Annotated in this window: 9 protein-coding genes; 2 read left to right on the top strand and 7 right to left on the bottom strand. The window is 43.0% G+C overall.

Annotation, left to right across the window (positions count from 1 at the left end):
• Window positions 1-375: 375 nt before the first annotated feature.
• A complete protein-coding gene (locus tag IDJ75_RS09025) occupies window positions 376-2,397 on the top strand; it encodes a hypothetical protein (RefSeq protein ID WP_191175299.1) in 2,022 nt (673 codons plus the stop codon).
• A gap of 77 nt (window positions 2,398-2,474) precedes the next feature.
• Here IDJ75_RS09025 and IDJ75_RS21375 read toward each other — a convergent pair whose 3' ends face one another.
• From IDJ75_RS21375 to IDJ75_RS09040, 3 genes are all read right to left on the bottom strand, one after another.
• Entirely contained in the window at window positions 2,475-3,614 is a 1,140-nt protein-coding gene (locus IDJ75_RS21375; protein ID WP_191175300.1) for an abortive infection family protein, read from the bottom strand.
• A 65-nt stretch (window positions 3,615-3,679) separates the two neighbouring features.
• Window positions 3,680-4,732: a hypothetical protein gene (locus tag IDJ75_RS09035; RefSeq protein ID WP_191175301.1), complete on the bottom strand. Its 1,053-nt coding sequence runs from the start codon at window positions 4,730-4,732 to the stop codon at window positions 3,680-3,682.
• A gap of 73 nt (window positions 4,733-4,805) precedes the next feature.
• Complete coding sequence (locus IDJ75_RS09040) at window positions 4,806-5,168, bottom strand: hypothetical protein (RefSeq protein ID WP_191175302.1); 363 nt, start codon at window positions 5,166-5,168, stop codon at window positions 4,806-4,808.
• Between the two features lie 78 nt (window positions 5,169-5,246).
• Here IDJ75_RS09040 and IDJ75_RS09045 point away from each other — a divergent pair, with 78 nt between their 5' ends.
• On the top strand, window positions 5,247-6,290 hold the full coding sequence (locus IDJ75_RS09045) for a hypothetical protein (RefSeq protein ID WP_191175303.1): 1,044 nt from the start codon (window positions 5,247-5,249) through the stop codon (window positions 6,288-6,290).
• Between the two features lie 27 nt (window positions 6,291-6,317).
• On the opposite strand, the gene IDJ75_RS09050 is transcribed toward IDJ75_RS09045, so the two are convergent.
• The 4 genes from IDJ75_RS09050 to IDJ75_RS09065 all read right to left on the bottom strand — a co-directional run bounded on the left by IDJ75_RS09050 (window position 6,318) and on the right by IDJ75_RS09065 (window position 14,386).
• Window positions 6,318-9,266, bottom strand: coding sequence for a type I restriction enzyme HsdR N-terminal domain-containing protein (locus IDJ75_RS09050; RefSeq protein ID WP_191175304.1), 2,949 nt, complete (start codon window positions 9,264-9,266; stop codon window positions 6,318-6,320).
• Between the two features lie 42 nt (window positions 9,267-9,308).
• On the bottom strand, window positions 9,309-10,382 hold the full coding sequence (locus tag IDJ75_RS09055; protein ID WP_191175305.1) for a restriction endonuclease: 1,074 nt from the start codon (window positions 10,380-10,382) through the stop codon (window positions 9,309-9,311).
• An 82-nt stretch (window positions 10,383-10,464) separates the two neighbouring features.
• On the bottom strand, window positions 10,465-13,578 hold the full coding sequence (locus IDJ75_RS09060; protein ID WP_191175306.1) for a DEAD/DEAH box helicase: 3,114 nt from the start codon (window positions 13,576-13,578) through the stop codon (window positions 10,465-10,467).
• A complete protein-coding gene (locus IDJ75_RS09065) occupies window positions 13,568-14,386 on the bottom strand; it encodes a Hachiman antiphage defense system protein HamA (RefSeq protein WP_191175307.1) in 819 nt (272 codons plus the stop codon). Before IDJ75_RS09065 ends, IDJ75_RS09060 begins: the two co-directional genes overlap by 11 nt.
• Window positions 14,387-14,866 lie beyond the last annotated feature (480 nt).

The raw sequence follows: 14,866 nt of genomic DNA on the forward strand, positions 1-14,866 counted from the left end.
AAGCTGTCGTATCTGAAAAACACTTTATCACAAGCATTTCTGTACTACCGTAACATAGTCGCCGAAAAATAAAGGCTGTAATTAAATTCCCAGGGTCTGCTGAACGCAGTGAAGTAGCCACAATCAGCACAGCTGACCCGTAGGGCAAGTCGTTTTGGTATTACCAAAACATAACTTGCTTTCCTTTAATAAAAAAGGCATTTAGAGTTGTATTTTAACAGCAGCATACAAAATGAGGTTAAAAATATATCTGATTAATTAGATTGTGAGAAATGCCAATATTATTAGTATTTATTTTACTTTTGATGTTGTGTTAAATTTTGCTAACCGGCCGAAAAATTCATTTGTTATATATTTATAGAGTAGTTAAAAGTGATGTTTGTTCCTGTACAAAATATTGTTGAAACCGTAGACCTGACACCAAAGGATGCTTTGCTTCCATTGTTTGAATGCGTTGTTAATTCGATAATTAGCTTAATGCAGTCAAATGTTACAAATAAGGAGATTCAAATTAAAGTAAAAAGAGGGGATGCGCCATCCCAATTACATTTTGATGGTGTGAATACGATAAAGTCCATAACCATTACTGATAATGGCGTTGGTTTTACAGAAAAGAATTTCAAATCATTTGAAACACCCTTCTCTAGAGTAAACAGAGATTTTGGCTGCAAAGGAATTGGGCGATTTACAGTTTTAGCCGCCTTTAATGAATTGCATGTAAGAAGCAATTATCAAGAGAATGGAATTTGGAAGTATCGCGAATTTACTTGCGACCCAGAGAACGAAGTAACTCCAATCAAACACGAGTCATCGGATGTTCAAATTCCAAAAACAACTATCGATCTCATCGATTGCTTTAACCCAATAATTAAGTATAAAACGGCTATTAGCATTCAGGAAATTTCCAGAGAGATCATGCACCACTGTTTAATTTATTATTTAAGTGGTCAAATGCCTCTGATCAGGATATTTGACGCTGACAATTCTGAAGGCGAGGTAATCAACGATCTGTTTCAACAAGTTTCAAAAGAGAATGAGAGAACGTTCCAAGTAGGTAACGAATTCTTCATGGCATACATAACCAAAGTGCCTAAAGAAAACAACCGGAAGAATCATTACATTTTCTATTGCGCAAATTCAAGAGTTGTTGGACAGCCAAAAAGTATTGGCAAGGTCAATAGTGTTTTTAGCTACCCAATTATACAAGATGGGAAGCCTTATTTTTTGGAGATCTATGTTGTAAGTGATTACTTGAATAAAAAGAATTACAAGACAAGGAATGGTTTTGCCATTCCCCAAGAGGACGAAGGCTTATTCAGTAATGAGGATAGCTTGTCATTTGACCAAATTGAATTAGCATTGGTGAATGTGCTTGAGGAAGAATATGAGGATCATATCAAGGAAGCATCGCAAAAAAGCCAAACCGAAATTCAAAATTATATTGATCAAAAAGCGCCAAGGTACAAGAGCTTAAGAAACAACCCCGATCTGCTTAAGTCAATTCCGCCTAATTTGACCGATGACAAAAAAGAAGAACATCTTTATCGAATATCCTATCATGCCAGGAAAACAGTAGAAAGTAAACTTCAAGATTTCATAGACAATAAACAAATCAGCGAGGACACTATTCAAAAGGTTAAAAAGGATATCCAGGAAAAAACGGCATATGACGTTGATAGTTTAGCAGACTACATGATGCGCAGAAAAGCTATCATTGATTTGTTTGATAAATTTCTTGAAGCCGATAGTGAGGGAAAGTATAAGCTTGAAAAAGATATTCACAATATAATTTTTCCTCTCGGTTTTACTAATGAAGACCTTGGCTATGAAATGCATAATTTGTGGTTATTGGATGAACGATTTCTAAGCTATAAGTTCATAGCTTCAGATAAGTCGATAACATCTTATTCACAGAAAAAAAGCAGTAAAGAACCGGATCTGATCTGCTTAGATGAACAGCCCCAAATGTTTGATAATCCCATTAGCTTTGGAGATAAAAGTAATGGGGAAGTAAACTCAATGGTAATTTTTGAGTTTAAACGACCTGGTGAAGTAGCCCATCAAAAAACAAAAGGAAATTACCGTTGGCAATTTTCTGAGTTGATAGAACCGTATTTCGAGGATTTTTTGTATTCTCCTGATAAGAAAAATTATAAAGGGAAACAGGTAATAGTCAAAAAGGAAACTCCCAAATTTGGATTCGTGATTATTGACGTTTTGCCCCCGTTGCTTGAGCAATATAATATCGGGAAAGGTTGGCAGAAAACCCCGTTTGGTACATTCTACAAGATGGAAGCGAATAATAACTTACACATAGAAGTAATGACGTTCGCAAAATTACTGGAGTATGCCAAGAACAGACATATGCCATTCTTCGATAAACTATTTGGAAAATAAACTATTATCACCTATAATTTATCCGAAATTAATAAAAGAAAGTATGATTTTGTGTTCCTGAACTTCGACGTTCATCATTAATTTATTTTTTCCTGCCGAAACTCGAATGTCTGCAAAAGAAAGCTGCACGTAGCGCCTGCGATATTGACCGCCAGTTCTGCATGCCTTGCCGACGGTTTAATGTTCGTTATTTTTTTACCGTGAGCATCGCTGTGTTTGTTACGCAGCCCACTTAAACCGCCGACAATAGAGAAACATCCTGAAAGTATTTGTTTAAATATAGGTTCAGTATGGGTTTCAGGCGAAAGATTTAATTGCTTAGTGGTAAGTGTATAAAGTTTGATCAGATCAATACTATCATCAAACTCAACATGACTTGCATCTAAAATATACTTACACACAGTTTCTGTTAAAGACCTTGCCGAAGTAATTGCAGCTTCCGGGTCGTCTTTCAAGCGATTAAGGGCCTTTTTCCAATCGTGACCTATAAAAGCCATGTCAATATTTTGATGTGGCTTGGTAAATATGGTATCATGAGCTACATTTAAAATATTCTGTGAGGCTTTCATTAAAGGCTCGAAAGTATCCGCTATAAAGGCTTCGCGTAGACGGTAACCGCCTTGCCCTTTAATAAATTCCCAAAAACCCTGAATTTGTGGATTATTTACAATGTAATCCGGTACATATTCTTTTAGAGCGTGATGATTCAGAATATCCGCCCTTAATGGTGCGTAATGTGCATCATTGACTGGGCGGTTAATACCTCTAGTGATTACTAATGACTGAAAATAAGCAACCTTTTTTCCGTAATTATGCTCATTTTTTTGCCAGGCCATAGTGATCTTATCCAAATAAGTTTTTTCAAAGCCAATAGAACTCAGATCGCTGAGAATATCAGTAATACTTGGTACATAGTCAAGGATTGGTAGAGTATCTGTTAATAGTGCAGTGAACTTCTCCTGAAATTCAGGATGTGGCTTTTGGAAAATCTTATTCAAAAAATGTCCAAGTATCTCTTCATTCGAATTACCTGCAATCAGCCATGCATACTGATCATTTGCCTTTTCTTTACGGGCATCATTAACTGCTTCTGCATAAACATCCGTTACCCCCAATGTATTCGTTATTCGATTGAAGTTAGCATTAGACATCATTCCATCGTATTCAATGGCAAGTAAATCTTGATACAAGGGATTTAAAACGGCGATGATATCCACGAATTGTTAATTAATTATTTGCTATTCAAAGCTAAGTATTTATCGGCGGTAAACTTAAATTGCTGTCAATTGCCGATGTCGCGATAACTGGTGTAAACTTTAGATCTCAGATACAAATAATCTATGCCGTCAGGGTGCCCATGAAATCCCTGCGAAACCAGTAAAGCCATTTCCCTTTCGAGAGGGTCGGACGACTCCATCACCTGATCCATGATGCTCAATATGTGATCTAAGATGTTGTCCTGCAATGGAAAGGCTGGTTCATTACTGAATAGATTCATACCATTGACCTGCGCAATGTTTGCGCATAATTGAATAACTAGCTTTGCTCTTTCAATAAAATCCAAATCTTTACCGATAGCATAATCAAAATCAATATGCGTCTTTTTGATACTGGTCAAATCAATCTCTTCTTGGATTTTACGATGCGAAGCTGCGGTATAGGCGGCAGACTTTGCCAGCGAGGACGTAGCTGCAAAAGCAGCAAAGCCGAATGCAATAGCGCGTAGACAAAATAAAAGGCCGCTTGTCTTTTCATGGAGATGTAGTACAGAATAGACAGCGATAACATCACATTTAACCTCTGTCGCAAAAGGTTTGCCATATTCAGCTTCAGCAAAATTCAGAATTGGCGTAATGGCCGTTTGATTCTTTAGAAAGACAGGTTCACATATTTCTGGCGAGTGGTCCAAATAATAATGGCCCATTTCATGGTTGACCACAAGGCTCGACATGATCTGGGAAAGTGTCGATGCAGTATATTGGAAATCAGCGTTATCTTTAATACTCGCGAAAACAGGCCGCATGTGCTTTTCCTCGTAAAGTAAAGTTTCCAGTAGTACAGCTCGTGAAAAGCTATCGTTGTGTTTGGAAAATAGCTGTTCACCATAGAATTTTTTGAGGTTATACCGTAGAAGTAGCGCTTCGTCAGTTCCAGTACTTTCCTGCATTGAAACCGCATAAACCCGGCTTAGCGCAAGGTTATATGCGAAGGATGAGAGATAAGAATTGTCAATAAGGATAATGCCATTTTTAGTGCGAATCACATTGGAAGCAATCTCTTCATCGTACAATGAAACATAAGAGAATCCAGTGCCGATCTCTGCTTCTTTGGGCATGAACTCGTCTGTATGCGAAACACTAACGAACCGGGCGCGAGGCCTGATCCGGCTGATTACCCATTCGACGTAATCACTTTTTTCCACTTTTATTAAACTCTTTAACCAGTTTTTCCACGCTCCCTGATTCGATCAGCGCTTTAACTTCATCTATTGAATAACCACTCAGAGATATCTCGTCTTTGCCGATCTTCACTATTGCATCCTTAAGGGTTTTCCGACGCTCCAAAAAGTAATTCAGCACTTTATTTAAAGCGCGATTTCCGGCTACAAGAATGACCGTAACCATAGTAGAACCAATAAAAGAATTGGACTCTAACACTTCGTCGTCTGCAAAACAAGTCCGGATGTCTGCTGCGCTGGCTTCATCAACAGGCGTGAAATCAACGATGATTTCCTGTTCCTGATTTTCCTGTGGGTTTAGATCTGATGTCATAATTTGTATTTAAAACGAAGATAAGAGATTATCGTCAAACGTGTTTCGATTGCCATATGAAACCCGGACATTTGCACCATGCCTGTTTTTAACGATCCGCGTGCGTACGCCAATTACATCAAACGGATAAAATTCCGGGACGTTACCCGACCCGATGCGGCGGATATGGCGCATCGCAAAAAATTTATGGCTGCTCATTATAAATTCGAAATGTCCGATAATTATAATGCGGAGGATACCCGGTATCAACGGGTAATAGATGAAATTATCGTTGAATTCAAGGGGCAGCTCAATGAAGTTTATCGAAAGGTATTTGATGAACACTTTCACTTCACTACGTTGGAAACGACGACCGTGAATGCGGAAATATCCGTTTATAAACCTAAGGCTTTTTATGCCGTATTTATCAATACGACATTGATCGACCTGCTTACAAAAATGGGTAAACTCAGCGCAATTAAATCAAATCCCGAAGCTTTGAAATTCTGTAACCGTTATCCTGGCCGTAAACCGAATGCAGGAGAGATCAAGGCAATGCGCGATGAATATATTGCGGCGTTTTCCCAGACCAAAAGGGCTGATGGGCCATTTATCGTGCTGGAAGAAAGCTATGCTGTCGCACACTTTGAAATGTTAAATGTTCAGGAGCGCTTTATTATCTTTCACGAGATTGGTCATTTTCTCAATGGTGACTTGATGGAGATTAGTGGTCTCCGCCCATCAGATATGATATTCCTTAACGAACCCAATCCGAAACATAGGAAGGAATATTTCGCCGACCTGATGGCATTTTTGTTGGTTCTCAAAACAGAGCGCCAGCCCGTAAGTCCCGAACGAAAGTTTTTTCTGTTAACAACAATGATCACCTTATTTGATACATTTTATTTATTTGATAACAAAGAAAATGTATCACATCCGGATGCCATTAAGCGACTGTTCTGTCTAAGCGATTATTTTTACGGAGTGCGTTTTACAGAACTTATCCACCAGTCTTATGAAGACTCTACCGCGATGATAAAGGCTATGAGCATACTCGATCAGATGAAGTCCTCGGAAGACATGATCACGCAGCTTCATGATAAGGCCATGGAAGCAATTACCGGTTGGCTATTGCAAAAATAAGGTCATACTGTTTGTTATTACCCGTTGCTAAATATAAGAACCATTTTGCCTGAACAGGTCACGCATATCATCTTTAAGCAGTTTGTAAACCCAGTTTCTGATCACGCAAAAATCATCAACTTTGCCTGTGTTGATTTTATCGATCGTTTTTATCTGATTGTGGTAGTCGCTACGCAAAATTTTATCTAGTGAAAACGCTTCCAGTGAGGATACATCTTCGAACGCCTTTTCCCATGGTACAGGTTCTTTATAGTAAAACTTTGATTGGCCTTCTTTTGACTTGCAGTAACCAAATGAGCCCCATTTCAGAATATCTAAATCTTTCATATAAAAGAAATAGTCATGCGGCATGGAACTGTAAAAAGAAAACCCGTCTTTAAATGTTGGAAACAGTTGTTCAACAAAATCTTTGTAAGAAGATTCCAACGATCTAAAAAAACGCTCAATATAAAGACGCGCCTGTTCTGGACTATATTGATTATTTCTTATCTGCGCGACATCTGTCATGCCCTTTTCGTCTTTAACTCTGATAACATCATTAATCGCGATATCCGGCAAAGGTAAGTGATGTGTCTCAATCTTCTCATATCCCTTTTCTTGCAAGATCGTCACAATCTTAGAAAGTTCTTCTAGAGGTGCGATATCACCTATGATATTTAATTTGGGTATATCAAGATTATTTTTCAAGGCTTGTTCGACCAAAGAAGTTACCATTTCATAAGGAACATTACTTTCGCGATAATGACGTATAGCTCTGAAACGGCGTATTCGGTTCTGCAAGTCGCTTAAATCTATCGGATATATTTGGTTGAACCGGGGTAAATAAAGATCTACCGGTTTTAGATCAAAGTAAAGGTCTTTGAGGTAATAATAAACGATCAGCGATACCTGCTCTAATAGCAATACCTCCGAGTTATAGACGCTTAGCCTACCTTTTTGAATAATGTCTTTTAATTTATCAAATACTTGTTTTCGAATAAGCTTATCCTGGTCAGGCTCCAGTAAAGAGATATGGCTACTGTAAACGCTCTCGACCCCGATCTTATATAACCGGCCTTCGAAGTAATTCCCTTCAAAGGCGTAGCGCAGATCTTCATAAATGATCTTGCCTGGTAATTCAGGCGTTATCCGATAAAGAGCATAACCATCATTTTTGATGATATCATGCGGTAGTACGATCCCGATTTCACCTTTCGTCCCAGGCCTGAATAGCTGCTTAAATGTTCCGAAATTTTCATCAAGGTAGGCATTGTACGCTGTTACGTAATTAAGGGCTTTGTTCTTTTTAAATTCTCGGAATACGTGTTGATGGCTTTCTGAAGCGTTGCTGATGTAAAACGCAATTGCACTCTTTCCAATATAATTATGGTAAAAATCTCCTACGATGTTCGCAAACGCAGTGTCATCCAGACGATGCAATTTGTAGGTGTGAAAACTGATGATGTAATCCCGGATCTTTGAATAGTAAAAGGATATGTGGTAAGAATCTTCCTTACTATATTTTGTCAATAAGTTTCTCGCAAACAGGTCGTCTGGTAAGCCTTTATCTAACGGAAAATTCAAAGCTTCCAGCAGTCGTTCTAATTCTACGCCATCGTCTTCAAACTCTTCGTGATTAGAGTATTTGAAATTCATTAATATCCTGCCGATCTCTGAAAGTATTCTAAGACCAGACTCAACACCTATACTGGTTTTTCCAAGAGATTGCTTTAAATAAGCATGAATCAGATGTTTGTCGTCAATTTCCGGTGGAACATCCTTATTACTGTAAACCTCGCTGAATATTCGTAGAAAAAAACCGTTTTTCAACTCCTTCAATAGCTGATCAGAGATATTTCCCTTGAAGCCAAACGCACTTTTATAAATCGGGATAATTTCTTTGAGTTCTTCATCGCTAAAATCTTCCAATAGGTAACCCGGTCGATTATTCAACCGTGGCACCCTCGTTCTAAATTTTAATAATTCTTCATACAAATGAGTTAAATTACCATTGATTTCAAGCACGCTATTCCAGATACTATCCTTACAGCTCACACAAAGTTTGACGTAATCCAGGTTTTTGATGGCGAGCGCGATCTCGCTAAGTTCAATGGCCAAAGCTGAACTGATAGTTTCGTCTATGCCATCGATAAATATTAATATCTTTTTGCTAATAAATCGCCCCAATTCATCCAGCTTTTTTAATACCAGTTCACTTTCACTTTTACTTGAAAAGACCCCGTTCAGATCATCGGCTATATGCTCCAATGGCGATTTGTTGATAATCGCAGCATTGTAAAAAAATACAAATTTGTCATCCAGGCACTGTAATGCAAGTGAACACATCGCGTTTGTTTTACCTACACCGGCACTACCCACAATCGCAAAGGCCGATGCTTCAGAATTGACAAATTCTGCGAACACAGATCGCAGGTCATTTCTCGGAACGAAAAGCTCCCTAACAAATTTAGCGCTCGGTGAATCTAAATCGCCGACAATTGTCCCCATCCGCTCCTGCACTTGATTTCTGCAAAATGCTTGTAGGTTTTCATCAGAAAATGAGACAAAGTTTTTAAGTGCTTCGTATCTGATTCTTATATCAACGTCCGTTGCGAGTGTACAACCATTCTTCCAGAATTCTGACGCATCAGAGATCTTTTTGCCGGTAAGGTCTTGTTTGGTGATCGTGTCAAAGATCTTTGTGATCTTGCCATTGGTAACTATGGTAAAAGGCGCGATTTCATCAAGCGCCCTTGAATATGAAATACCCTGATCGACGTCATCCTGTGAAATGTTATGTTGGTCATTTTTTAATTCGATAACAAATAGGTTCTTACCATGTCTTTTACACAGGATATCGGCCCTTCCTTTGATCATTTGGCGGAGTTTCCCCAGTCTGATCGTAAACGATCTCTCCAAGGATATCTCGGAAACGTTGAACCCTAAATCATTTAAAAAAGGTAATAATATTTTTCCTCTGATTTCTTCTTCATTCATTTAGTTAATCGGTTTACTTAGGATTTAAACTGATGGACCAATCTATTCTTCGGGCGGACGTTGAAAAACGAGTGCCTTGTTCTCTAGTAAAGCTTTAAAATATGCTGTTCCTTGGAGGCATAGTTCGCCGACTGTTGCAGGGCTAACTTCTGCGAAATAACGGGCAGCAGTCGTGAATTCTGAATCTTCAACACAAAAAAGTTCAAACGCTTCGCCCGTAGAGATACGGAAAAATAAGTAGTGGCCAAGCGCCCACGAGGTGTCAGGTCCCCTGTGATTCAAATGAAGTGTATTGTATTGATAAGCTGCCTCACTTTCACCTTCCAGACCAGTCTCCCAGCTTTCCATATCGTCCCAAAACCCACTACCCCCTAAATAATCATAATTATTGCGGTACTGGTCAAATAATGCAATGGCTGTAGTACCGGCCAACTCTCTAAGCCTTGCGTAAAATGGCTTCATTACTTTTGGATCGAAGTCCCCGTAGTAATCGTTGCGGTCTACTAGATATTTATATTGGCTGTAAAGTCCGGTAAATAAGAACCCCAGATCATTAAGCGTTAAACGGCTCGGATCAAGATGCTGCGACAATGCATATAGCAAATCATAACTGATCGCGATTCGATATTCGCTGTTATGTCTGCGCGCATCCAAATATAACTGCTCATAACGATTTGCCGCAAAATGTTGCTCAATCAATGCCGGGAAACGAAGCAGCAGATTTTTCAGCTCCTGTCCCTCGATGACTTGGATACGATAATGCTTTTGTGCGCTTATTTGCTCTAACCATATACGGGCATTATTTGTCAAGTAGGAAGAAATAAGAATTACTAAACAAGCTGGCTGCTCCGCATCGGCCCAGGCGATTTTGGCGTTAAGCTGTTCCGGGGGAACACCTGCTGTGTAATGTTTGCATTCGAAAAACCAACGGCAATCCTCCCGGCTTAGCGGTGTCTCCACAGTCCAAATGCCTTCGATATCCCTACCATTGTCTGCGCCGCCCTGTCGCCAGATTAGCTGGCGGAACCCTAGTTTTAATAACAACTCAAAGCATAACCGCTCGAATTCAGTAGGGCTAAGTTGTTCGAAACGGATATCGTCAGCGGCGTAGAGCATACATAATCAAAGTAAGTAAACAAAGATAATTTATAAGGTTCTAAAAGATGTAGTTCGGGGCGGATTCTCGAACACCCACCTGTTATAACTCACGCAAGACATACAAAAAATAAGCTGGGTAAAGGCTTATGGCCTGTTGGACGGCCTCATTTTCAGCCCGGATAGCTTCCCGCAGCCTATATCGCTGGATAGGGAAGTCCGGGAATTTTAGGGCGAGCTCCTGCGCCAGCACCCGGTCAGCGAAACCTTGTTCGTAAAACGCGATCGCCAAGGCGGTCGGCAAACCATACTTCAGCTGTTTCTGTAATAACTGCAGGTGAGCAATTAACTGCTCTTGGTCATCATTCCCCCTCAATAAGAGTAACTCCGTGACCGCGTTCACGATGAGCGTACTGTCAAATCCGAATGCGCCTTCGACGATATCGATCACCGTTTCCAGCTTGACTTGGCCGCGCCGGGACCCTTGCGCGAGGTAGGCCTGGCTGTTAAATAAGGCCGTCAACAGCTGGTGATAAGGCTGACCACTGATCCACATTCTGGCCAAGCCTTGCCGGAGTGCTACAGGAGTTAATTTATTGAGGTTATTATGCGTCAAATGACCGGCTAATAAGGGCCAAAGTAGGACCAGTAATTCTTCCGGCGTATCCGTTTCCAGTAATCCAGCTTCATGTACCTCCAGCCAAGCCTCTATCTGCAGGAGCTCACTCACGCCCAGTAAGGTCCGGCCGTAACGGGCTTTTTGATTTGCCGCGGGCAGGTCGGTACGGATGCGGCCAGCAAGCAATTCGAAGACCGCCACCAGTTCTTCCTGTTGCTCCTTATCCATGAGCTGGTAGGCAAGCGTGGATGCCGCCAGGGCTGCCACTCCTTCTTCGTCGGCTTCGATATCATTACTGGCCCAATGGGCCAGCAGGTAGCTTTCGATGGCCGACAGGATCGCAAGCCGGTGAGCGATCTGCCGGGCGGTATTCTCCAGGGTAAAGGCCACATTAACGCGGCGCTGAACGACCTCTGCCACAAAAGCGTTCACCTCGGCCGCACCGGCGATATAGGCAGCCACGAGTGCCGGCACATCGATCGGGCGTTCAAAGTTCCCCGTAGCGCTTTTGACCGGATCGAAGAGCGTCAGGATGGTGCTCGAGCAGGGTTCCGAACGGCGTGGATCAAGTAGGCCCTTGGCGAGTCCCCAATTATAGTTGTCATGATGATAGGTTTTATCATCATAGATCTCCGGGTCGGTGAACAGGATCGTGCCCTCGGTATAGATGCCGGCACGGCCGGCACGCCCAATCAGGTTATGAAAGTCCCGGGTCTTGATCCTTTCCTGCGCCTGGTAAAAACCGGTCACTAATAAGTATTTGAGAGGCAGGTTTACGCCCTGGGCCAGGGTGGACGTGCAGATCAGGAAGCGGATATGGCCCTGCTGCATGGCATATTCAATCGCTAAGCGAACACCCTGGGGTGTAAAGCCGCTATGCGCGAACACACCGATCTCACAGTTGCGGGTCAGCGCATGGGTGGCGCCGAAATGCCGTTCATGCAGCAGGTTCAGCCGGGTGAGTTCGGCAGCGTCGGCTAAAGCCGATGGCCAGTTTTGGGTATAGTTCCGGACGCGCAGGTCATCGATCAGTTCATTGGTGGTGCTGACGACCGCTTTGGTCCCACAAAAGATGGCGACTGCGCCGTTCTTGACCAGCTTGAGGCCAAGATAAACCGCTACCGCACGGCCATTGCCTGCCTCGGGGAACACCCGGTCCCGCAACTCCCGGGGTTTGCGCTGGAGGGTTTCCCGCCGCAGGACGCGCGGCACGAAAAAGTCGTCGGTATCCGGGTCATCCGGCAATACGTATTCGATCCTCCCCTGGGCCGTATTCCAGCTGGTAAAGCCCACAGTACGGTAAGTAGGCAACAGGTCGCCGCCGTTCACGATAACTCGTTCGGGTCCGATCAGCCAGTCGCCGATCTCTTCGGCATTGCGAATTACAGCCGAAATAAGCACGATTTGGGTCTCCGAGGCAATGACCGAACGCAAGGAAGATAGCAGCAGTTCATAAGTGACTCCGCGAATGCCGCTGTCGAACTGGTGGCCTTCATCATAGATGAGCAATCCGACAAGAGCCGCAAGCTCCCGTAACTGGCGCAGCATGTAAAGTAATTTCTCAGGGGTAAGCACCAAAACTAAGCGTTGCTGGCCGCCGGCCAGGCCCTCTTCCAGTTCGATGTCTGCTTGGAACGCGTCTGATGGTGCGTCAATACGAATATCTTCGTCCCGAAAGGCGTGGTGAAGCGTCTGTTTGATCTCATTACAAAGCGCCTTGAATGGCGCCACAATCACGGTGAGCGGTTGCTCTGAGATCAGAAGGTGTGCGCGGATGATCAGCTCAATGGAACGGGTCTTGCCAGCACTGGTCGGCATTTGCACTACCGCAGAATTGCCGCTGTACACGCCCATTTCACCCAGGAGAGCCTGTGCGGGCCAGAGTTCACGGATGAAGCCTTTTTTAATAATAGCATTGCGCCAATCGTTCTTACCGGTGCCAGTGTACCGGGGTAACAGCCGCCAGCTGGCCTGGCGGAAGCGCCGCTTGAGTACGCTCATGGCAGTATCGATAAGTAACAGTTCGCGGTCCGAGCCGTGCTGATAGACTTGCCGGCGCAAAGCTTTCATTAAGCGCAAACAGGTCTTGCGTCCTTGGCCGTTTCTGAAATAGCGCCGGTACGCCTTGCGGATGCGCCGGAGCTGTTGGCGGTAATCCTGGGACATTGGCGGCATTTTTTTAAAAGGGTCTTTGAGGAAGCCGAACAGTAAATATTCCAGGCCACTGCCGCCAAGATCGGGGAAATCGCCGATTTGCTGGACCAATACACTGGAACTGCCGGGCAGATCGGCCAAATAATAAGCGGCGGCGCATAAGAGCAATAGGTAGTTGCCGGGTGTCTGGGTGAGTCGCGACTGCAAAAAAGCATCAAAGAATTGTGCAGAGAAGAGCACATTCTTTTTCTCTTCCGAAGGTAGTGGCCTTTTCCCGTTTGAACGATTATTGAGATCGCCGAGGATGCCAATCGTGATCAGTAACAATTCTTCCGGGTGCTGGGGAATGTTGTTAAAGTCCTGCTCAGCGACCTCATATTCGTACATTTTGGCGCGGGCTCGGGTCACTCCGAGCAAACGCACCGAATTTGCTTCAGGCTTCATCGGCAGCAATTTCGTATAAATGGTGTACTAGATCCATAAGGTCATCGCCCTTGATAAGGATCAGGAAAAGGTTTTGCTGATGCGGGTGGACGGAAGTATCAGCATCCGTGATGGCTGTTGGGCCATAAGCGGCGTTTGTAAATAACGCGGCGGCACCGAAATTGCTCTGGTAAGGTTTGCCCGCCTTGTCCTGAAACCGCTCAACTAGCGCACACTGATCTTTTTCGCCTTTATCATACAAGCGTTGTTTCATCGCATTCAGGGATTCAGCCAAGCGTAAGGGATCAGATACCGACCCGTCGATCGCATCCTGTAGCCGCGCTTTAGGCGCAGTGCCGGAGAACTGGGCCTTGGCTTCGATTACGGTCAAAATATCCTGCGGGGTCTGGTGCTCGTCATACAAGAGAAAGCCAATGGTATCGGAGCCCTTGGTACTTTCGTCCTTGACAGTTTTCGTGCCATAGCGGGTTCGCGGTACGAAATGGTTGAGCACGAACTCCAAGTAATCGGCGACCAAGATTTCCCCAAAATCGCCTGCACGGACAGCGGGTCCAAACCCGCGGCCATCAGTAGGGAATTTGAGTTGCATAAGAAATTCTTTACGGTCTAGACCCGTTCCCCGACGCAAATCATCAATCTCAGTGTCGAACGCATAATGGTTGCGGAAGTGTTTAGCCCAGGCGCTCATAACGGCCTGGTCATTCCGGTCGGGCTGGAACTCCAGCACCGCCACCGGGTGGCCGTCGGCGGTCGTCAAGATATTTTGCTGGTCAGTCAACCAGGGGATGTGATCACTAGTCCAAGGCATGTGCGAACTGGTTTGAGGTAAGCGCTAAAATTACATAAATATCAGGATACTAAACAACTGGTCGTTTTCTTACCCATGCGATTTTATATATAAAATAGGATGTGGACTAGACTTGTGATTTTAACTGCTTTTTGTTTTGATTATCGGAGGTACATTTCGTACTAATAAAGAATTCACAAATAACAATTCATAACTTAAAGGATCAATCACGGTAAATAGTAAAATATAGTTTTGTTACAACCTTTGTGAGGTTGTAACAAAATTATGCTTAATCGAAATATTATGCCGCTACTGCCTAACCTACAGAACGAGCGAACCCTGTTTAAGCTACCTTTAAATCGTTTAAAAAACGCAATTGTTGCATCACATTATTTAAATTATGCCCACTTTGGGGACGAAATCGAAGCTCCCCAGACTGGCTTACTTTCGCGCAGATTTATAGATAAACTTTGTAGAATTGGAAATTTTGGTGAGCCGTTA

The organism is Mucilaginibacter rigui (assembly GCF_014773275.1).
GTDB lineage: Bacteria > Bacteroidota > Bacteroidia > Sphingobacteriales > Sphingobacteriaceae > Mucilaginibacter > Mucilaginibacter rigui_A.